This window comes from Arthrobacter sp. Y3223166 (assembly GCF_059090935.1).
This window is the reverse complement of record NZ_JBNHGE010000024.1, coordinates 1-19,484: the sequence shown is the minus strand read 5'-3', so window position 1 is coordinate 19,484 and position 19,484 is coordinate 1. Positions and strand designations below refer to the sequence as shown.

Annotated in this window: 18 protein-coding genes; 13 read left to right on the top strand and 5 right to left on the bottom strand. The window is 68.8% G+C overall.

The features are described 5' to 3' along the window. Nucleotides 1-95 precede the first annotated feature (95 nt). From AC5RUH_RS11480 to AC5RUH_RS11460, 5 genes are all read left to right on the top strand, one after another. Nucleotides 96-563 (top strand): type II secretion system F family protein, encoded by a 468-nt coding sequence (locus AC5RUH_RS11480; RefSeq protein ID WP_494128620.1) that lies wholly within the window; start codon nt 96-98, stop codon nt 561-563. Further along, on the top strand, nt 560-1,126 hold the full coding sequence (locus tag AC5RUH_RS11475; protein WP_494128619.1) for a type II secretion system F family protein: 567 nt from the start codon (nt 560-562) through the stop codon (nt 1,124-1,126). The genes AC5RUH_RS11480 and AC5RUH_RS11475 overlap by 4 nt, the downstream gene beginning before the upstream one ends. Before the next feature lie 127 nt (nt 1,127-1,253). Further along, nucleotides 1,254-1,751 (top strand): DUF4244 domain-containing protein, encoded by a 498-nt coding sequence (locus AC5RUH_RS11470; protein WP_494128618.1) that lies wholly within the window; start codon nt 1,254-1,256, stop codon nt 1,749-1,751. 3 nt (nt 1,752-1,754) lie between these two features. After that, nucleotides 1,755-2,195 (top strand): TadE family type IV pilus minor pilin, encoded by a 441-nt coding sequence (locus AC5RUH_RS11465; protein ID WP_494128617.1) that lies wholly within the window; start codon nt 1,755-1,757, stop codon nt 2,193-2,195. Next, the gene (locus AC5RUH_RS11460) at nt 2,182-2,682 is read left to right on the top strand and encodes an Rv3654c family TadE-like protein (protein ID WP_494128616.1); all 501 of its coding nucleotides are present in this window, start codon (nt 2,182-2,184) and stop codon (nt 2,680-2,682) included. The genes AC5RUH_RS11465 and AC5RUH_RS11460 overlap by 14 nt, the downstream gene beginning before the upstream one ends. 122 nt (nt 2,683-2,804) lie before the next feature. On the opposite strand, the gene AC5RUH_RS11455 is transcribed toward AC5RUH_RS11460, so the two are convergent. Both AC5RUH_RS11455 and AC5RUH_RS11450 read right to left on the bottom strand, forming a co-directional pair. Further along, nucleotides 2,805-5,159 carry a DEAD/DEAH box helicase gene (locus AC5RUH_RS11455; RefSeq protein WP_494101094.1) on the bottom strand — a complete coding sequence of 785 codons (2,355 nt, stop codon included), beginning with the start codon at nt 5,157-5,159 and terminating at the stop codon, nt 2,805-2,807. A 107-nt stretch (nt 5,160-5,266) separates the two neighbouring features. Further along, complete coding sequence (locus AC5RUH_RS11450; RefSeq protein ID WP_494000646.1) at nt 5,267-5,941, bottom strand: GNAT family N-acetyltransferase; 675 nt, start codon at nt 5,939-5,941, stop codon at nt 5,267-5,269. A 97-nt stretch (nt 5,942-6,038) separates the two neighbouring features. Here AC5RUH_RS11450 and trhO point away from each other — a divergent pair, with 97 nt between their 5' ends. Then, nucleotides 6,039-6,944: an oxygen-dependent tRNA uridine(34) hydroxylase TrhO gene (trhO, locus tag AC5RUH_RS11445; RefSeq protein ID WP_494022387.1), complete on the top strand. Its 906-nt coding sequence runs from the start codon at nt 6,039-6,041 to the stop codon at nt 6,942-6,944. Nucleotides 6,945-7,085: 141 nt separating this feature from the next. On the opposite strand, the gene AC5RUH_RS11440 is transcribed toward trhO, so the two are convergent. Next, nucleotides 7,086-7,664 carry a GNAT family N-acetyltransferase gene (locus AC5RUH_RS11440; protein ID WP_494000644.1) on the bottom strand — a complete coding sequence of 193 codons (579 nt, stop codon included), beginning with the start codon at nt 7,662-7,664 and terminating at the stop codon, nt 7,086-7,088. Between the two features lie 128 nt (nt 7,665-7,792). Between AC5RUH_RS11440 and AC5RUH_RS11435 the strand changes: the two genes are divergently transcribed. The 5 genes from AC5RUH_RS11435 (at nt 7,793) to proC (ending at nt 15,309) form a co-directional block, all read left to right on the top strand. Further along, nucleotides 7,793-9,403 (top strand): DUF7059 domain-containing protein, encoded by a 1,611-nt coding sequence (locus AC5RUH_RS11435; RefSeq protein WP_494128615.1) that lies wholly within the window; start codon nt 7,793-7,795, stop codon nt 9,401-9,403. 79 nt (nt 9,404-9,482) lie between these two features. Beyond that, a complete protein-coding gene (locus tag AC5RUH_RS11430; protein ID WP_494000642.1) occupies nt 9,483-10,136 on the top strand; it encodes an ArsR/SmtB family transcription factor in 654 nt (217 codons plus the stop codon). A gap of 178 nt (nt 10,137-10,314) precedes the next feature. Further along, nucleotides 10,315-13,035, top strand: coding sequence for a type I DNA topoisomerase (topA, locus tag AC5RUH_RS11425; protein ID WP_494128614.1), 2,721 nt, complete (start codon nt 10,315-10,317; stop codon nt 13,033-13,035). 88 nt (nt 13,036-13,123) lie between these two features. Next, a complete protein-coding gene (locus AC5RUH_RS11420; RefSeq protein WP_494012836.1) occupies nt 13,124-14,140 on the top strand; it encodes a Ppx/GppA phosphatase family protein in 1,017 nt (338 codons plus the stop codon). Between the two features lie 308 nt (nt 14,141-14,448). Further along, nucleotides 14,449-15,309: a pyrroline-5-carboxylate reductase gene (gene proC, locus AC5RUH_RS11415; RefSeq protein ID WP_494128613.1), complete on the top strand. Its 861-nt coding sequence runs from the start codon at nt 14,449-14,451 to the stop codon at nt 15,307-15,309. 58 nt (nt 15,310-15,367) lie between these two features. On the opposite strand, the gene AC5RUH_RS11410 is transcribed toward proC, so the two are convergent. Further along, nucleotides 15,368-16,006, bottom strand: a complete 639-nt coding sequence (locus AC5RUH_RS11410; protein ID WP_494001300.1) for a potassium channel family protein — start codon at nt 16,004-16,006, stop codon at nt 15,368-15,370. Nucleotides 16,007-16,046: 40 nt separating this feature from the next. Beyond that, complete coding sequence (locus AC5RUH_RS11405) at nt 16,047-17,459, bottom strand: TrkH family potassium uptake protein (protein ID WP_494000638.1); 1,413 nt, start codon at nt 17,457-17,459, stop codon at nt 16,047-16,049. 124 nt (nt 17,460-17,583) lie between these two features. Between AC5RUH_RS11405 and AC5RUH_RS11400 the strand changes: the two genes are divergently transcribed. Together AC5RUH_RS11400 and AC5RUH_RS11395 are read left to right on the top strand one after the other, a co-directional pair. Beyond that, a complete protein-coding gene (locus AC5RUH_RS11400; RefSeq protein WP_494025358.1) occupies nt 17,584-18,786 on the top strand; it encodes an acetoin utilization protein AcuC in 1,203 nt (400 codons plus the stop codon). Between the two features lie 170 nt (nt 18,787-18,956). Next, nucleotides 18,957-19,436: an ArsR/SmtB family transcription factor gene (locus AC5RUH_RS11395; RefSeq protein WP_494012833.1), complete on the top strand. Its 480-nt coding sequence runs from the start codon at nt 18,957-18,959 to the stop codon at nt 19,434-19,436. Nucleotides 19,437-19,484 lie beyond the last annotated feature (48 nt).

The window sequence follows — 19,484 nt, the reverse complement described above, 5'->3', positions numbered from 1 at the left end:
CCGCAACGGGACTGCCAGACCGGTCCGCGCCCGGCTCAAGACGGCGGGACGGAACAGGGCCGGCGTCGGGTGCGGCAGCGCGGGAAGTGGGGCTGTTGCTCCCGACCCTTGAGGCGGCAGCACAGGCCGCGGATTTGGGGCTGGGAATCGGACCGGTTCTGCGGAGGCAGGGGCCGGGCGACGGCCGGCGGGTACGACCCGAGGCCGCCGCCGCGCAACGGATGTGGCATGATTTGGCTTCCTGCTGGGAGGTTTCCGAGAGGACCGGGGCACCACTGTCCCTGCTGCTGGAGAATTATGCGCGGCACCTGCAGCATCGGCTTGATGCCAGGGCTGCGCGCAGAATCGCGCTGGCGGGACCCAAGGCCACCGCGGCCCTGCTCGGGTGGCTGCCGCTGCTGGGACTTGGGCTCGGCGCCGCGATGGGTGCCGACCCCGTCGCCACGCTGCTGCTGTCACCGACGGGGTGGCCGGTCCTGGTCACCGGGACGGCGCTCATGGTCGGCGCACGTTTCTGGTCCCGGCAGCTCGTGCGCCATGCTGCCGGAAGGGAGGGCCTGTGATTCCGGTGCTGACCGGTGTACTGCTCTTTGCTGCTGCCTGGCTGCTGTATCCGGGACTGGTCGGCGCCCGCCGCATCCCCGCGCAGCGGCCGCTGGTTTCAGGCGGAACCCGGAAAGGTGGCGGCAGGGACGAAGCGCCCGACGATCCGGCCCTGCACCTGGACTTGTTGGGCGCGATGCTGGCAGCGGGACTTCCCTTGCCTCACGCCGTTGCTGCCCTCGCTGCCACCAGCCAGGGAACGACGAAGACGGCTTTGGACCAGGTCGCCTCGGCGTTGTTGCTGGGCGTGGACTGGCAGGAGGCCTGGGCGCTCGCAGAGAGCGGTTCCGGACTGCACGTGTTGCGTGACTCCCTGCGCTTCGGTGCCGCAACGGGTGCGCCCTCGGCGGCGGTGCTCTTTGCCCAAGCCGACCAGCTGCGGCGGCGCGGGCATCAGGAAGACCAGCAGCGTGCGGCCGCGCTCGGCACCCGGCTTGTACTTCCGCTGGGGCTGTGCGCCCTTCCGGCCTTCATTGCGCTGGGCGTCGTGCCGGTGCTCGTCGCCCTCGTGCCCAAGCTGTAAGCACTCCTCCACAGCGCAGGCTTTATCCCGGAGTGTGCACCGGGACCGAGCCGGCGGTGCCGGGCTCCTGGCGCGGTCGGGGAAGCTCGAATAACCGCAATCCCGCGGTCTCATTTAGGAGGAAAACATGTTGTCACTGGCCGAAATCCGGGACCGCACACCACGTTCGCTGCCGCCGAACCCTGCAGTGCAACTACCCGGGGACAAGACGGCGCGACAGATCGCGGCGGCGCAACCACCCGGGGCCACGGCGAGGCAACCGTCCGCGGCGGCGCAACCACCCGCGCCGGCTCAGCCGACCGCGGTGACGCAACCATCCCCATCAGCGGAACCGACCGGGAACGCCGCGGCACAACGGCCTGCGGCGGCACTACTGCCCGCGGCGCCAGACGGCCCCGGCAGTCAGGCGGATGTCATTGACTTCCCGGCAGGCGGTCGGAACAGGCTCGCCCGGAGAAACTGGCGGCACCTGATCGGCTCCGAAGCCGGAATGGCCACCGCCGAGTATGCCATCGCGACGCTTGCCGCGGTGGCGTTCGCCGGTCTCTTGGTCCTGATCCTGCGAAGCGGCGAAGTCCGCGGCATGCTCACGGATTTGGTGGAGCTGGCGCTGAGGGCGGTCTGACCGATGTCTGTGTGCCGCCCCGCCCGCTCCAGCACCGGCCGGCGTGCCCCGGCCGCCCAGCGCGCCGGCGAGCGCGGCAGTGTCACGGCGGAGTTCGCCGTTGTCCTGCCCTCCGTCGTCGTCGTGCTGGCTTTCCTGCTGGCCGGTGCGGCCGCCGGAGCAGCACAGCTGAATGTGGAGAAGGCCGCACAGGCGGCGGTCCGGCAGCTCGGCCGCGGCGAGCCGGAGACAGCAGCCGCCCACACGGTCCGCTCCATCGCCGGGGACGGCGCTACGTTGGCGTCCGGCAGCGGCGGCGGCTGGGTTACGGTCCATGTCTCTGCTCACGTATCCGGTCCATGGCCCGGGGTTGGCGGCTGGACGCTGGAGGCCCGGGCAACCGCGCCTGCCGAGCCGACCGGCGGGCCGGTGATTCCGTCAGGCGCAGGAAATGGAGCCGGCTAAGCGACGGCCGGCGCCCCGTGCCGCACCACCCGGTGCGGGTGCCGGTTTCGGAACAGCCGGACCGGACAGCACTGACCACGGCGACGGCGCCGGCGCTGGCGTCACCGGACCGCACGGCACGGACCGCGGCGCCGGAACGGTGCTGTCGGTGGGGCTGGTGCTCATGCTGTGCCTGATGCTCGCGGTGCTCGTTACGGTGATGCAGGCGGGCTTGGCATCGGCGCGGGCGGGGAAGGCGGCCGACCTGGCTGCCTTGGCCGGCGCCGATGCTGCCCGCGGCCTGCTGGCCGGCGAACCATGTACCCTGGCCGCAGACGTGGCACGCAAGCAGGACGCCGAGCTGCTGGCGTGCCGCCGTTCCGGACCCGGCGGTGTGGTGGTCGACGTCCGGACCCGGACCCGACTGCCCGACGTGCTGGGGTGGCTTGACGGACAGTGGACACATGCCGAGGGCCGGGCACGTGCGGGGCCACCACCGGGCGGGTAAGCCATCAACAGCGTGGGGTGGGCAGCCCCAAGGCGATAACCATCGGCAGCGCGGACGAAGCACTGTTTCCCACCTGGCGCGTGCAGTGTATGCCGAGTCAGGCGGGCGGCGGTGCCCCTCGGTTAGGCGACGGCCGCCTGGTGCCTGTCGGCAGGGGCAGGGCCAGCTTGGGAAAGCAGAGCCTCGATCAGCGTGACCGCCCCCGACTTGTCCAAGGGATTGTTCTTGTTGCCGCATTTGGGGGACTGCACACAGGAGGGGCAGCCCGTTTCGCACTCGCAGGACCGGATGGCGTCCCGGGTGGCCGCCAGCCAGATCCTGGCTGCCTCAAAGCCCCGCTCGGCGAAGCCTGCGCCGCCGGGATGCCCGTCGTAGACGAAGATGGTCGGCTTGCCGGTATCGGCATGCAGTGCCGTCGATACACCGCCGATGTCCCACCGGTCGCTGGAGGCCACCAGCGGGAGCAGCCCGATGCCGGCATGTTCGGCCGCATGCAGGGCACCGGGCACACGGGCCGCGACCAACCCCGCCGACGTTAGTTGCTGCTCGCCGATGGTGAACCAGACGGCCTTGGTGAACAGTTCCCTGGCACCAAGATCCAGCGGCTCTTCGCCCAGGATCTCGTTGGAGATGAAGGCCTTGCGCTGGAAGGAGACGACTTTGGTGGTGACCTTGACGTCGCCGAAACAGGCCTGGACTTCGCCCCACTGCTCGGTTCGCTGCGCGCCGAGCACTTCGATCTGCGTGACGTCGCGGGCCTGGGTGTAGTAGTCCGGATTTCCCCGGGTCACCATCGCGCAGTGGTCCTGCTCGTTCAGTTCATCCACGACGTATGTCGTGCCCTGGTGCACGTACACGGCGCCGTTGTGTGCCTGATAGTGCGACTGCGGGGAGTCCATGGTCCCGAGCAGTGTCCCGGATTCCGTTTCGACAATGCTGATGGGCCCGCCGCCGTCGGCCCGCAGGTTCACCATGGCCGCCGCGCTTTCCGGATGGGTCCAGTACCAGCCGGCCGGCCGGCGCCGGAGATAGCCGTCGGCCGTCAACTGGTCGAGCAGGCCGGGAGCCGCGGCGCCGAACAGCCCGATGTCCGCGGGCGTCAACGGAAGCTCCTGGGCCGCGGCGCACAGGTGTGGTCCCAGGACGTAGGGGTTCGACGGGTCGAAAACGGTCGCCTCCACGGAGACGTCGAAGACGGCCTCGGGGTGGTGGACCAGGTACGTGTCCAGCGGATCGTCGCTGGCCACGAAGGCAGCCAGCGCGTCTTGCCCGGACCGGCCGGCGCGGCCGATCTGCTGGAACAAGGAGGCGCGGGTGCCCGGCCACCCCGCGACCAGGACGGCGTCCAGTCCGGAGATGTCGATGCCCAGCTCAAGCGCCGAGGTGCTCGAGACGCCCAGCAGCTGCCCCGACCTGAGCTTGGCTTCCAGCTCGCGGCGTTCCTCCGGCAGGTAGCCGGAGCGGTAGGCAGCCACCCGCCCGGGCAGCGAGGGGTGGACGTCGTCCAACAGCCGTTTGGTGATGGACGAAATCGTCTCGGCACCCCGGCGGGACTTGATGAAGGCGATGGTACGCACCTGCGCCGCGACGAGATTGGCCAGCAGATCGGAGGTCTCGGCAACCACCGTGCGCCGTTCCTTGGCGCCGTTCTCGCCTTTGAGCTCGGTGAGCTGGGGTTCCCAGAACGCTACGGTCGTGGAGCCGTGCGGCGAGCAGTCTTCGGTCACCGCCTCTGCTTCCGCGCCGATCAGCCGACCGAAGGAGGTTGCGGGGTCCGCGGAGGTGGCGGAAGCGCCGATGAATACGGGGTCCGCCCCGTAACTGGCGCAGACGCGGCGCAACCGCCGCACGAGATTGGCAACATTCGAGCCGAAGACACCGCGGTAACTGTGCGCCTCGTCAATGATCACGAACCGCAGCCGGCGGAAGAACCGTGCCCACCAGGCATGGTTGGGCAGGATCCCGAAGTGCAGCATGTCCGGGTTGGCCAGCACGAAGTTGGCATGGTCCCGGATCCAGCGGCGGGCACCCGGATCGGTGTCGCCGTCGTAGGTTTCCGCCCGCACGGTGGGCAGCTTCAGCGCCTTGATCGCCGCCAGCTGGTCGGCCGCCAACGCCTTGGTCGGGGCCAGGTACAGGGCGACGGCGCCGCTCGGCTCGAGGCTGACGGTGTCTGCCAAGGCCGTCCGGTGGATGGCGTCCAGGGCCGGCACCTGGTAGGCCAGCGACTTTCCGGAGGCAGTTCCCGTGGCAATGATCGTATGGCGGCCCTGATGGGCACCCTCGGCGGCGCGCACCTGATGGCGCCACGGCTCGTGCACACCGAGCGAGGCATAGGCGGCACGGATGTCACCGTGGACCCACTCCGGCCACGGCTCGACCACGGCCTCCCGGGCCGGAAGCTCGCGGACATGCACCAGTTGCTCAGGCTCCGGACCGGAGCCGAGCAGCGGAATCAGGGAATCGTGCAGGGCCACCCGAACATTGTGTCACCACACCGGGGCGCGGCGGGCAGCACCCGCAGCACGGGTGGGCCGGCCTGCATGGGTGGGCACGCGGCACCGGTGTGCCAGGCAGCAGGCGATCAGCCCTCCGCCACGGGCTTGAGGATCATCACATCGCAGACCGTGTCCCAGCCCAGGTGCCGGTACAGCATCTGGCCGTCGTGCGAGGCGATCAGCAGCCCGGTGTCCACCATGTGCTCCAGCACGGAGGCGATCAGCGCGCGCATCACGTGCGTGGCCAGCCCGCGCCTACGGTAGTTAAGGTCCGTTTCGATGTGGTCGAAGACCGCGAAATTGTCGACGGCGGCGGCGACGCCGTGGGCGGCCTCGTTTCCTTCATGCACCACCCGGACCTTGTGGACGTTCCCGTGCTTCTCGACCTCGGTCTTGTAATCGGGGTCGCGGTACCACGGGTCCTCGGCGTCCTGGCCGGACATGTCGGTGACCATCAGCGACTGGGCGTTGTGGTGCACCCGCAGCCCATGCTGCGGCGCCAGCTGATGGATCCGCTGCGCGTCGCGCGTCAGCACGGTGAAGATCCGTCCCGGTGACTTGGTGGTGTCGCGGGCCACGGCGGCGAATTCCTCGTCGCCGGGTTCGAACGCGAAGTACTCCCAGTCCCCGGTCTTGTCCGCCAGCAACACGGCCGGGTGTCCGTCGACCTCTTCGGCGGAGTAGCCGCGGCAGGCCGACCAGCCGGCGACCCAGGCGGCAAGGACGTCGTCGGGGACGTCAGTCGTATATTCGTGACCCATAGCAGGACTGTACCGAACAGCGGGCGCGGGCGGCATGCCTAATCGATGACAACCCTGTCACAATCCCAGATTACCGGCCACCGCGTAACCTTGATGCGTGGCTTTGAACCGGATTGTGCTTTATTACGCTTTCACCCCGTTGCCGGACCCGGACGCCGTCCGGCTCTGGCAACGCGCGCTGTGCGAGAAACTCGGCCTGCGCGGCCGGATCCTGATTTCCAAGGACGGCATCAACGGCACCGTCGGCGGAGAGCTGAACGCGGTGAAGCAGTACGTGAAAACCACGCGCGAATACCCCGCCTTCCGCGGCCTCGACGTGAAGTGGTCCGAGGGCGGGGCGGAAGACTTCCCGCGGCTGAGCGTCAAGGTTCGGGACGAGATCGTATCCTTCGGTGCCCCGGGAGAGCTCACGGTGGACCAGGGCGGAGTGGTCGGCGGCGGGACGCACCTGCGCCCCGAGGAGCTACACCAGCTCATCGACGCAAAAAAGGCGGCGGGCGAAGACGTGGTTTTCTTCGACGGCCGCAACGCCTTCGAAGCGCAGATCGGCAAGTTCAAAGACGCCATCGTGCCGGACGTGGCCACCACCCACGACTTCATCAAGGAACTGGACTCCGGCAAGTACGACGATCTTAAGGACAAGCCCGTGGTGACGTACTGCACCGGCGGCATCCGCTGCGAGGTGCTGTCGTCCCTGATGGTCAACCGTGGCTTTCAGGAGGTCTACCAGCTCGACGGCGGAATCGTCCGTTACGGCGAAACCTTCGGCGACGCCGGGCTGTGGGAAGGTTCGCTCTACGTCTTCGATCAGCGCATGCACCTGGAGTTCACGCCGGACGCCAAGACCATCGGGGAATGTGTCCGCTGCCAGGCGCCGACCAACAAGTTCGAGAACTGTTCCAATCCGGACTGCCGCCAGCTGACGTTGTACTGTTCCGCGTGCGCAGCGGAGCCGCAGACCCTGCGCTGCCCGGACGGCTGCCCGGAGCCTGCCGCCGCCTGACTGCCGCTGCTGACTGCCGCCGGCCGGCTCCCGTTGTGTGGCCCGGCGGCATCCGGGCCGTCCGTCCCCGGGCAGGGGAGCGTCCCGGAGCTGTTTTGTGGACGTCGCGGGCTACCCAACGGCATCAGGTTCCGCGGCGGGTCAGGCGTTCGCGGTCTCGGGCCACAGGCCCGCCGTGGCATCCTGCGGTTCGGTGTCCTCGACCTCGGTCTTGAACACGCTCATGCCCCGCGCCTGGTAGTTGGCCACGGCCGCCGGCCCGTCCAGCGAACAGGTATGCACCCAGACGCGCCGCACCGGCGGAAACCCGTCCCAGCGGCCATGCAACTGCCAGGCCTGCCGGATGCCTTCGGTTAGCAGGGCACCGCCGAAGCCGCGGCCGATCGCCTCGGGGAACAGGCCGAAGTACATGATTTCGACGTCGGTGCCGGTCTCGCCGGGCCGGCCCAACAGTTCCACGTAGCCGGCCGGAGCGTTGCCGGTGTACAGCACCCAGGTTTCCGCCCCGGGGGCACGCACTGCCTGTTCCCATTCGCTGCGCGTGAGCACCAGCCGGTCGGCCCAGTTCCAGCTGCTGCCCACACTGCGGTAGAGGAACTTGCTGAACTCGGGGCTGATCTGCCGCACCCGCACCACGGCGGCATCATCCGGCAGCGGGCGCGAGCCCGGCACCAGCTGGGCCGGATCGGTCTGTTCAAGGTAGGTGGTGGTGACGAGCATGAGGTCATTTAACCATCAGGGAACCGCCCCGGAGGCACGGGCAGCAGTGACCTGTGAGCGCTGAAGGCCCGCGGGCACCTTGGCCGGCAGGTCCGGGGCGTGTCTGTCCGGGTTACTAGACTTGGGCCGTGGATAGTGCAGATTTCTCCGACGTTCCCCATGCGCCCGCCAGCAGCGACCGGCGGCTGCTGGCGGACCTGGCCGCCGACCTGACCACCCTGGATTACAGCGTGGACGGCGTCGCGGCGCTGCTCGGAACCGAGGCGTGGGAGGCCTTGGACCGCGACCAGCTGGTTCCGGCCGTGCTGGCCACCGCCCGCCTGCTGGAGGATCCGGCACAGGGCCGCCTGGCCGCCGTCGTGCGCCTGTGGCTGTTGGGTCGGAGCGTGCCGCCCGGGCTGCTGGCGCGGGCGTTCCCGCGCACCGGGGTGGACGGGCTCGCCGCCCTCCGGCTGACCGAGCGCGACGGCGGTGAGTGGCGTGCCGCCGTAGACCTCCGCCCGTACGCCTTCGGCGAGACCGAGCTGTGGGTGGCCAGCGACCTCGGGGCGCACCAGCGGCCCGGCGTCCTCCGGCACGATCACGTCCTGGGCATCGGCCAGGCCTCGCTGACGCTGGCCCAGCTGACCGTCCGCACCGAGGTGGAACGGGCCCTGGACCTTGGCACCGGGTGCGGGATCCAGCTCTTCCACCTGCTGGGCCACGCCCGCCACGCCACCGCGACGGACATCTCGGAGCGGGCGCTGGCCTTCACCCGGTTCAACCTCGCCCTCAACGCCGGCGCCCTCGGGCTGGACCCGGACCACCTGGAGGAGCGGGTCAGCCTGCGGCTGGGCAGCCTGTTGGAGCCGGTGGCGGGGGAACGGTTCGACCTCGTGGTATCCAACCCGCCGTTCGTGATCACGCCGCGTCGCCCGGCCGAACGCGCCGACGAGCAGTTCACGTACCGCGACGGCGGACTGCCCGGCGACGACATCGTGGCCACCCTCTTCCGCTCCCTGCCCTCGGTGCTGGCCGACGGCGGCGTCGCACAGATGCTGGGCAACTGGGAAATTCCGGCGGGCGCGGGCAGCTGGCACGCCCGGTTGGAGCAGTGGCTGGCGCCGGACACCGACGCCTGGGTCATCCAGCGCGAGCAGCTCAGCCCGGCGCAGTATGCGCAGACGTGGCTGCGGGACGCCTCGGTGAACCGCGACCCCGAGCTGTTCGAATCCGCGTACGCCGCCTATCTGGACGATTTCGCGTCCCGGGACGTGGAGGCCCTCGGCTTCGGGCTCGTGTGGCTGCGCCGCTCCCTGCCCGAAGCCGCGGCCGCCGCTGCAGGCGCAGGATTGCTGCGGAGGTTCGAGGAGATCACCTATCCGATCGAACAGCCCATCGGCCCGCACCTGGCCGCGGCGGTCGAGCGGGCCGATTGGCTGGCCGAGCACGCCGCGGACTTTGGCCGCCAGCACCTGCGGGCGGCCGAGGACGTGACCGAAGAGCGGCACCAGCGGCCGGGCGCCGAACATCCCGGCGTCATCTTGCTGCGCCAGGGCGCGGGGCTGCGCCGGACCAACTTGATGAGCACCGAGTTGGCCGGGTTCGTTTCCGCGTGCGACGGCGAGCTGGGCGTGGACCAGCTCATCGGTGCGCTGGCGGCGCTGCTGGGCCGCGAGGAGCCGGACTTCGCCGGGCAACTGTCCGCCGAAGTGCGGAACCTGGTGGCAGACGGCTTCCTGGCGCCTGCCGGCGAATAGGAAATTGTTGCCGGATTGCAGTCCGGGATTGGCCGGCAGCCCCGCCCGGGAGCGGTGACCGGCATTACACTTACTGATCATGACTAAGGCTTCAAGCACGACGACCGGCCGGGCGGCCACGGCAGCGGCGGCCACTCCGGCCGAGCCGGCGGCCGGAGACAGGGTCAATATCTCCGATGCCCGCGCCATCCGTGCGCTGGCCCATAACGTGCGGTTGAAGGTCATCGAAGAGCTCTTTGATACGCAGCAGCCGGCCACCGCCACGGAGTTGGCGCAGCGGCACGGGCTGACGCCCAGCGCCATGAGCTACCACCTGCGGGCGCTGGAAAAGTGGGGATTCGTCAAACGGTGCGTGAACCAGGGCGACGGCCGGGAACGGCACTGGCAGGCCGCCGCCGGACGCCTGGACGTGACCAGCGTGGCGGACAGCCGTGCCGCCACCATGGGCGTGGTGGATGTGGAACTGAACGACCTGCGCGAACGCCTGTCCAAGTACGTCAAACGGGACAAGCAATTGCCGAACCCGGACACCTGGCGGCAGGAGGGGCACCTGGCTGCGCTCAGCACGGGGCGGTTCTACCTGACCGAGGAACAGCGGAAGGACCTCGGCCGGCGGATCGGCGAGATCCTGCTGGAATACAGCCCGACCACCAATCCCGAAAACCGGGGAGAAGGGGCGGAAAAGCTGTACTACGTCTTCTCCTTCCTGCCCGGCGACATCGACAACGATTAGGGCCTTGCCGCGGGCATCGGCAGCGGTCCGTTGCCGCGGAGGCAGCCGGCTGCACGCGCTGGCGTTTTCTGTTTCGCGGTACTGTTGCGGCTAACCTAGTGCTGACGGTCCTCCACCCCGCCGGGTTGGGGGACGTATTTACAAGCGCATCAACACCCTTTCTTTACGTAGGAGCACAGTGCCAGCCAAGGCCCGCGAAAAAACCGGTAAGAAACTCGTCATCGTCGAGTCCCCGGCCAAGGGCAAAACCATCGCCGGGTACCTCGGCGAGGGCTTTGAGGTCACGGCTTCCATGGGGCACATCCGTGACCTGCCCCAGCCCTCCGACCTGCCGGCCGAGCTGAAAAAGACGTCGGTCGGCAAGTTCGCGGTGGATATCGAGAACGATTTCGAGCCGTATTACGTGGTGTCTCCGGACAAGAAGAAAAAGGTGTCCGAGCTCAAGTCGATGCTCAAGGACGCCGACGAACTCTATCTGGCAACTGACGGTGACCGCGAGGGCGAAGCCATCGCGTGGCATCTGCTGCAGGTGCTGCAGCCCAAGGTGCCCGTGCACCGCATGACATTCAGCGAGATTACCCGCGAAGCCCTGCAGCGCGCCCTGACCGAGGTCCGCGAGGTGGACACCGACCTGGTCGACGCCCAGGAGACCCGCCGGATCGTGGACCGGCTTTTCGGCTACGAACTCTCGCCGGTGCTCTGGCGCAAGGTCAAGGCGGGGCTCTCCGCCGGACGCGTGCAGTCCGTGGCTACCCGGCTGGTCGTCGAGCGCGAGCGCGAGCGGATGGCGTTCCGGGCGGCCTCCTACTGGGACCTGGTGGCAACCGTGGCGCCGGAGGACGCGGCCAAGGGCGGGGTGTTCAAGGCGAAGCTGGTCTCGGTCGACGGCAGCCGGGTCGCCGCCGGCAAGGACTTCAACGATCTGGGCCAACTCAAGGCCCGCTCCGCCGTCCATTTGGACGAGGCGGCCGCCACCGCGCTGGCAGACTCCCTGCGCAGCGCCAGCTTCTCCGTCCGCGCGGTAGAGAACAAGCCCTACACCCGCCGGCCGGCGGCGCCGTTCACCACCTCCACCCTGCAGCAGGAGGCGGCCCGCAAGCTTCGGTTCTCCGCGCGCTCGACCATGCAGGTGGCGCAGAAGCTGTACGAAAACGGCTACATCACCTATATGCGTACCGACTCGCCGGCGCTAAGCGATCAGGCCGTGAACGCCGCGCGGCGTCAGGCCTCCGAGCTGTACGGGCCCGAGTATGTCCCGGATGCCCGCCGCGTTTACAAGGGCAAGGACAAGAACGCCCAGGAAGCCCACGAAGCCATCCGGCCCGCCGGTGATTCTTTCCGCACGCCCGGCCAGGTGCGCAGCCAGCTTTCCGGCGACGAGTACCGGCTGTACGAGCTGGTCTGGAAACGCACGGTGGCCTCGCAGATGGCCGACGCCAAGGGATCGACGTCGACCGTGCGGCTCGGCGCCACGGCCGGGGACGGGCGGGACGCGGAGTTCACCGCATCCGGCACCGTCATCACGTTCCCCGGTTTCCTGGCCGCCTATGAGGAGGGCAAGGACGCCGGACGCGAGGACGAGGACGATGCCACCGGCGGGCGCCTGCCGAACCTCGCCAAGGGCGACGCGCTGGACGCGCAGGCGGTCGACGCCGTGGGGCACGAGACATCGGCACCGCCGCGCTACACCGAAGCATCGCTGATCAAGACGCTGGAAGACCGCGGCATCGGCCGTCCGTCCACCTACGCCGCCACCATCTCCACCATCATGGACCGCGGCTACGTCCGCACCCGCGGCCCCGCCCTGGTTCCGAGCTGGATCGCGTTCTCCGTGGTACGGCTGCTGGAGGAGTACTTCAGCGACTACGTCGACTATGACTTCACGGCGGAACTCGAAGAGGACCTGGACCGCATTGCCCGCGGCGAGGCCAGCCGGACCGAGTGGCTCTCCGGCTTCTACTACGGGGACCGCAAGGAAACCGGCCTGAACACCGTGGTGAACGACCTGGGCGAGATCGACCCGCGCCGGATCAATTCGATCGAGATTGCCGAGGGAATCACCCTGCGGGTGGGCAAGTTCGGCCCGTATCTGGAACGCAACGGCGAGGGCGACGGCGAGGAGCCGGAGCGGGCCAATGTCCCCGACGACCTGGCTCCGGACGAGCTGACCCCGGAGAAAGCCCTCGAGCTGATGGAAACCCAGGGGCCTGGCGAGCGCGAGCTTGGAAAGGACCCGGAGACCGGCCGGACGATCGTGGCCAAGGAAGGCCGTTACGGCGCCTACGTCACCGAGGTGATCCATGAGCCGACGGCCGAGGAACTGGCCGCGCAGCCGGTGGAGTATTACAAGAACGGCAAGCCCAAGCCGCCGAAGAAGCCCGCCAAGGTCAGGCCTCGCACCGGTTCCCTGTTCAAGTCGATGAGCGTGGACACCGTCACCCTCGAGGACGCGCTGAAGCTGCTGAGCCTGCCGCGGGTGCTTGGCACCGATGCCGAGGGCACCGAAATCACCGTGCAGAACGGACGCTTCGGCCCGTACCTGAAGAAGGGCAGCGATTCGCGGTCGATCGGCTCCGAGGAGGAAATCTTCACCATCACGCTGGAACAGGCGCTGAAGATCTACGCGCAGCCGAAGACCCGGGGCGGCCGCACCGCTGCCGCACCGCTGGCCGAGTTTGGCGTGGACCCGGTGTCGGAGAAGAACATCGTGGTCAAGGACGGCCGGTTCGGCCCCTACATCACCGACGGCGTCACGAACATCACGGTGCCGCGCGCCACCAGCATCGAAGAGCTGACACGCGAGCAGGCCATCGAACTGCTGGCGGAGAAGCGCGCGAAGGGACCGGCGAAACCGGCGGCGAAGAAGCCGGTACGGCGCAAGGCCGCCGCCAAGAAGTAGCGGCCGCCCCGGCCGCCGCCCGCCGCGGTGGGGGCCGGACCCGGTGCCCGTTTGCGGTGCCCGTGCCGCAGGCCTGCATAATATGAACATGCGTCTGGGTGTTCTCGACATCGGTTCCAACACGGTGCATTTGTTGTTGGTGGATGCCCGCCCGGGTGCCCGGCCGGTGCCTTTCGCCTCGCACAAGCGGCCGCTGTCGTTGGTGGCGTACCTGGATGCCGACGGCAGTATCAGCGAAGAGGGCCAGCAGGAACTCATCGGCTTTATCCGAGAGGCCTGGCGGTTCGCCGGGCTGCACGGAGCCGAAGACATGCTGGCCTTCTGCACCTCCGCCATCCGCGAAGCGACCAACGGCAGGGCAGTATTGGACCGGGTCAAGGCGGAAGCCAATGTCACGCTGCAGGAGCTGACCGGCCCCGAGGAGGCCGGCATGACCCTGGTGGCCGTCCGCCGCTGGTACGGCTGGGGGTCGGGCACCATCCTGGACCTGGACATCGGCGGCGGCTCCTTCGAGATGGCCATCGGCCACGACGAACTGCCCGAACACGCCGTATCGGTGCCGCTGGGAGCGGGCCGGCTGACCCGGGAGTGGCTGCCCGAGGACCCCCCGAGCGTGAAGAGCATCAAGGACCTGCACGGGTATATCCGCGAGACGCTGGCTCCCGCGGTCGAAGAAATTTCTGCCCACGGCCGGCCGGACATGGTGGTCGGAACCTCCAAGACCTTCCGCTCGCTGGCACGGATCGCCGGGGCCGCACCCTCGGCCGCCGGCCCGTACGTGCGGCGGGAACTGCACCGCACAGACCTGTCCCTGTGGACGCGGCGGCTGGCCGCCATGCCGGTCAGCGACCGTGTCAATCTGCCGGGTGTCTCGATGGTGCGGGCGCCGCAACTGCTCGCCGGGGCGATGGTCGCCGAGGCGGCGATGGAGATGTTCGAGACCGAGACGCTGCAGATCTGCCCGTGGGCGCTGCGGGAGGGGCTGATCCTCAAACGCTTCGATCACCTGCTCTACGACAGCGACGCCCCGGTCAGTCCCGTGGGCACCATGCTGGTGCGGCAGGCGCTGGAGCCGGCCCCCGCCGTCGAGAAGGTGGGCAGTTAGCAGCCGCAGCGCAAAACCGCGGACACGTCACGCGGCGGGGCTACGGTGGAGGGCTTAAATGGCGACGCCGGCGAACGTTGCGGTCGGTTGGGGGAGTCAACCGCTGTTCGCCGGCGCCTGGACCGGAACCAGCAGATCCGGTCCATCATCACTCGCACCTTGATGAGGTGTTTAAGACACTAGACGGGGACCTTGAGACAACGCCGTTAAACACCTGAACGGCACCTGTGAGTTCTTCCCCGCCGGTGTGCGCGGGCGCCCGAACGGCGGCACGCGCCGGATGACGGCCCCATGATTCAATGGCAGACATGACTGCTGACGCCACGGACACACCAACCGCACGCCGCATCGCTTTCCTAGGCTGTGGGTCCATGAACGAGGCCATCCTGGCCGGGCTGCTGGCCTCCGGAACACCGGCAGAAAACGTGACGGCGACGGTGCGCCGCAGCGAACGCGCCGCGGAACTGCGCGGACGTTATCCCGGCCTGACGGTGCTGGCGGAACAAGACGACCCGGGGGCCAACGCCCATGCGGTGCAGGGCGCCGACGTAGCCGTGCTGGGGGTGAAGCCGGCGGGCATCGCGGACCTGTGCCGGACTATCGCGCCGGCTCTGGATGAGCGGACCGTGGTGGTTTCCGTGGCCGCGGCAGTCACCGTCGCCGCCATGGAAGCTGCCCTGCCGGAAGGCCAGCCGCTGGTGCGCAGCATGCCCAACACGCCGCTCAAGGTGCGCCGCGGGGCGGTCGGCGTCTCCGCCGGCAGCCACGTGAGCGATGCCCAACTGGAGGCCGCCCGCGAAGTATTCGCCGGCGCCGGCACCGTCGTCGTGGTTCCGGAACACCAGCTGGACGCGGTGTCCGCGGTCAGCGGTTCCGGCCCGGCCTATGCCTTCTACCTGGCCGAGGCGATGGCCGCCGCCGGCGTGGAGCTGGGTCTGGACCCGGAGCTTTCGATGACGCTGGCCCGCGAGACCGTGGCCGGCGCGGGCATCATGCTCGCTGCGCCGAATGCCGACCCGGCGGTCATGCGCCGTGCCGTCACCAGCCCGAACGGCACCACGGAGCGCGCCATCGCCTCCTTCGACGACGACGGGCTGCCGCAGGTGATCGCGCGCGGTGCCGCGGCCGCTGCCGAACGGGCGGCCGAACTGTCGCGCGAGCTGGCCTGAGCCCTAAGGCGGCCTGGGTCCGCTGGACTTGCGGGCTGCCCCGCTACGGGCGGCCCCCCTACGGGCGGGCCGCGAAACGCTCCAGCAGGTCCACGTGCCCGGAGACGATCAGCATGTCGCGGCTGGAGACCTTGGTTTCGGGCCGCGCATAGGTGAAGTCTTCGCCGGGCGACTTCACGCCCACCACCGTGACGCCGTACCTGGAGCGCACCTGCGACTCACCCAGCGTGAAGCCCTGGGTCTCCTTCGGCGGGTACATCTTGACGATGGCGAAACCGTCGTCGAACTCGATGAAGTCCAGCATCCGGCCGCCCACCAGGTGCGCGGCGCGGCGGCCGGCGTCGGCCTCCGGGTAGATGACATGGTTGGCGCCGATGCGCGAGAGGATCTTGCCGTGCGACGGTGTGATGGCCTTGACCCAGAGGTGCTCGATGCCCAGGTCCACCAGGTTCACGGTGATCAGCACCGAGGACTCGATCGAGGTGCCGACACCGACGACGGCGGAGCTGAACTCCTGGGCGCCCAGTTGGCGCAGCGCGTCGATGTTCGTGGCGTCGGCCTCCACCACGTGGGTCAACTGCCCCGACCACTTCTGCACCAGGGCCGGATCACGTTCGATCGCCAGCACCTCGCGGCCCTGCTTGACCAGTTGTTCCGCGGTCGAGGAACCGAAGCGGCCCAGACCGACCACCAGCACGGGGGCGTTGTGGGCGGGACGTCTGTTCGATGCGGACTTGTCAGCCAATGATGGGCCTCTCTTCAGGGTAGTGGAACAGCTGGCGGCGCTCGCGCAGCGCCAGGGCGGCGGCCAACGTAATGGTGCCGACGCGGCCGGCGAACATCAGGGCGCAGAGCACATATTTGCCCTCGGGCGGCAGCTCGGCGCTCAGGTTGGTGCTCAGCCCGACGGTGGCGAACGCGGAAATGACCTCGAACAGCACTCGGTCCAGGCTTTCGCCGGTGAGGGCCAGCAGCAGGCCGGCGGCGAAGGCCACCAACGTGGCACCCATGACGATCACCGAGATGGCCACCCGCATGGCGCCTTCGGGGATGGTCCGGCCATGGACCTTCACGTCCCGGTCGCCGCGGGCCTCGGCTGCGATGGCCAGGAACACGATCGCGATGGTCGTGACCTTGATGCCGCCCGCGGTCGAGGCGGAACCGCCGCCGGCGAACATCAGGGCATCGGAAAAGAGCATGGTGGACGGCTCGATGTCGTTCATGTCCACCAGGTTGAAGCCGAGCGAGCGGGTCATCACGGACGCGAACGTTGCGTGCAGGACCTTGTCCCAGGTGCTCATGCCGCCCAGGGTCTCCGGGTTACTCCACTCCATGGCGCCCCAGACCAGGGCGCCTACCACCAGCAGGATCAGGGACACCTCGACCGTGAGCTTGGTGTGCAGGTTCCATTTGCTGAAGCGCCAACCGCGCTCCAGAAGCACCATGACCACCGGGAACCCGAGGCTGCCCAGGAAACCGCCGACCATCAGCGGCAGCAGGATCCACTCATCGGTCTCGTAGGGGACCAGGCCATCGGAGTGCGGGGTGAACCCCGCATTGTTGAACGCCGAGATGGCATAGAAGATGCCGTGCCAGGCGGCCTGGGGAAAGGATTCGCCGAGCATCAGGAAACGGGGGATCAGCACCAGGGCGAGCACCACCTCGATGATCACCGAGGTGGTGATCACGATCCGCAGCAGCGCGCCGACCTCGCCCAGGCGGCCCGCGTTGCTCATGGCGGACTGGGCGATCAGCTTGCCGCGCACGCCCAGCCGCTTGCTCACCATGAGCGCCAGCAGCGAGGCCAGCGTCAGCGTGCCCAGGCCGCCGATGAAGATGCCCAGCAGGATCACGGCCTGGCCGAGGAAGGTCCAGTGGCCGGCGGTGGACACCACGGTCAAGCCCGTGACGCAGACCGCCGAGACTGCCGTGAAGAAGGCGTCGTGCAGCGGCGTGATGACCCCGTCCCGGGCCGCGGCGGGCAAGGACAGCAGCCCGGTGAAGACCAGGATCACCGCCACGTAGACGATCAGCGCCAGCCGTGCCGGGGAACTGTTGGCAACGCTGTCCACGAAGTCGCGGAGCGTGCGCAAAAGCGAGAATCGTTCGTGTTCCCGCCCGGCTAGCCATGACGGCTGCTGTCTGGTCATCCCGATCGCTTCTGTCCGGCTCCGAAATCGCTGACTTGCTCCTTGCAGTAGTAAATCATCAATTGATCGCACGGGGCGCGGGAAGAATGCGCGTGCACCGGTGCTTTCGCGTAGCCTGTCTGTGATGTCAGCGACCCCAGTTCCCGCGGTTCCCACTCTGGCGGTGTGGAGTGAATCCGTCTTGGCCTACAATTTCGGCGCGCATCATCCCATGTCCCCGATCCGGCTGGACCTGACGGCCAGGCTGGCTGACGAATTCGCCATCTTCCACCGCCCGAACGTCACGTTGGCCGCAGCCGAAATCGCCGGTGACGCGGCGCTGCAGACCGTGCACGACCCGGCCTACGTGGCCGCGGTGAAGGCGGTCAGCGAAGACCCGGACGCCATCGACGACGAGCGCGGCCTGGGCACCGAAGACGATCCGGTGTTTCCAGGCATGCACACCGCCAGCGCCCGAATCGCCGGGGCCTCGCTGCAGTCCGCGGCCGCGATCCTGGACGGCTCGGCGCTGCATGCGGTGAACTTCGCCGGCGGCATGCATCACGCCGCGCGCGGCAAGGCCAGCGGGTTCTGCATCTACAACGACTGCGCCCTGGCCATCCAGCACCTGCTGGATAACGGCGTGCAGAGGGTCGCGTACGTCGACGTCGACGCGCACCACGGCGACGGCGTCCAGTCGATCTTCTACAACGACCCGCGGGTGCTGACCATCTCCCTGCATGAAACCGGCACCCACCTGTTCCCGGGGACGGGCTTCGCGAACGAGAGCGGGGGCCCGGAGGCACCGGGCAGTTCCGTCAACGTCGCCATGCCGCCCCGCTCCGGCGACGCGGCCTTCCTGCGGGCCTTCCACGCGGTGGTGCCGCAGCTGGTCAGGGCCTTCGCCCCCGAAGTGATCGTCAGCCAGCACGGCTGCGACAACCATGCCCGCGACCTGCTGAGCAGCCTCCGGCTGAGCGTGGACGCCCAGCGGCAAATGATGCTGGACACGGCCGACCTGGCGCGCGAGGTCTGCGGCGACCGCTGGATCGCTACGGGCGGCGGCGGCTACGACGTCTTCAATGTGGTGCCGCGGTCCTGGACGCACATGCTCGCCATTGTTTCCGGCCGGGCCATTCCGTTGCACAGCGAGGTGCCGCAGTCCTGGCATGACTACGTCGAGGTGCGGTACGGCCAGCAGGCACCGCTGTACATGGGCGACGACGCCGACCTGTGGTGGCGCTCGTGGGAGGTCGGCTATGACCCCAACGACGGCGTGGACCGCACCGTGATGGCCACCCGCAAGGAAATTTTCCCCTACCACGGGCTCGATCCCTGGTTCGACTAGGCCGTTACTGGGTTCGCCAAGCCCCCAGCGGATGGGGCGGCAGACCCTGGCCGGGCGGCCGCGCCAGACGCAGTCGTCCACCGAACCCGGTATCGAGATTCTGCCCTGCCCGGCGCCGGGACCAACGCCGGGGGTGTGCCCCGGAGCATATATGCGGTTAGGGTAATGCAATGGCCATCGATGATGTCTTTGCAGTGATTGCCGAAGGTACCCGCCGGGACATACTCGGGTCGCTCCGTGACGGCGACAAGGCGGTTGGCGAACTGGTCGAAGAGCTGGAGGTGAGCCAGCCGACCGTCTCCAAGCACCTGAAGGTGCTGCGCGAAGCCGGACTCGTGTCCATGCGCGCCCAGGGCCAGAAGCGCTACTACTCGCTGCAGACCGGGCCGCTGCAGCATGTGGCCGACTGGATCATCGGGTTCGGGGTCGATGTCCTGCCCGCCGCCGAGGCGGGGCCGGTGTCGCCCGCGGTGGCAGCCGCCGTCGTCGCCCCGCAGGAACCCGCGCATGCGGTGACGGGGCGGAGCCTCGAGGTTCCGGTTCCCGCCAACCTCAGCCGCTCCCTCGGCCAGGCGGCCAACAAGGCGACGACCAAGGCCGCGGACATCTTCGCGCATCTGCCCAAACTGCCGCGCCGCCGCCGCGGCTGAGCGGCGGCCACGGTGCCGATGTGAGCGGCGGCCCCGGGTGCCGGTGCC

Excerpts from the sequence above, each read along its gene's own strand:
- AC5RUH_RS11470 (WP_494128618.1), top strand. The coding sequence starts at position 1,254 with ATGTTGTCACTGGCCGAAATCCGGGACCGCACACCACGTTCGCTGCCG.
- AC5RUH_RS11465 (WP_494128617.1), top strand. The coding sequence starts at position 1,755 with ATGTCTGTGTGCCGCCCCGCCCGCTCCAGCACCGGCCGGCGTGCCCCG.
- AC5RUH_RS11460 (WP_494128616.1), top strand. The coding sequence starts at position 2,182 with ATGGAGCCGGCTAAGCGACGGCCGGCGCCCCGTGCCGCACCACCCGGT.
- AC5RUH_RS11450 (WP_494000646.1), bottom strand. The coding sequence starts at position 5,941 with ATGGGTCACGAATATACGACTGACGTCCCCGACGACGTCCTTGCCGCC.
- AC5RUH_RS11440 (WP_494000644.1), bottom strand. The coding sequence starts at position 7,664 with ATGCTCGTCACCACCACCTACCTTGAACAGACCGATCCGGCCCAGCTG.
- AC5RUH_RS11430 (WP_494000642.1), top strand. The coding sequence starts at position 9,483 with ATGACTAAGGCTTCAAGCACGACGACCGGCCGGGCGGCCACGGCAGCG.
- AC5RUH_RS11420 (WP_494012836.1), top strand. The coding sequence starts at position 13,124 with ATGCGTCTGGGTGTTCTCGACATCGGTTCCAACACGGTGCATTTGTTG.
- proC (WP_494128613.1), top strand. The coding sequence starts at position 14,449 with ATGACTGCTGACGCCACGGACACACCAACCGCACGCCGCATCGCTTTC.
- AC5RUH_RS11405 (WP_494000638.1), bottom strand. The coding sequence starts at position 17,459 with ATGACCAGACAGCAGCCGTCATGGCTAGCCGGGCGGGAACACGAACGA.
- AC5RUH_RS11400 (WP_494025358.1), top strand. The coding sequence starts at position 17,584 with ATGTCAGCGACCCCAGTTCCCGCGGTTCCCACTCTGGCGGTGTGGAGT.
- AC5RUH_RS11395 (WP_494012833.1), top strand. The coding sequence starts at position 18,957 with ATGGCCATCGATGATGTCTTTGCAGTGATTGCCGAAGGTACCCGCCGG.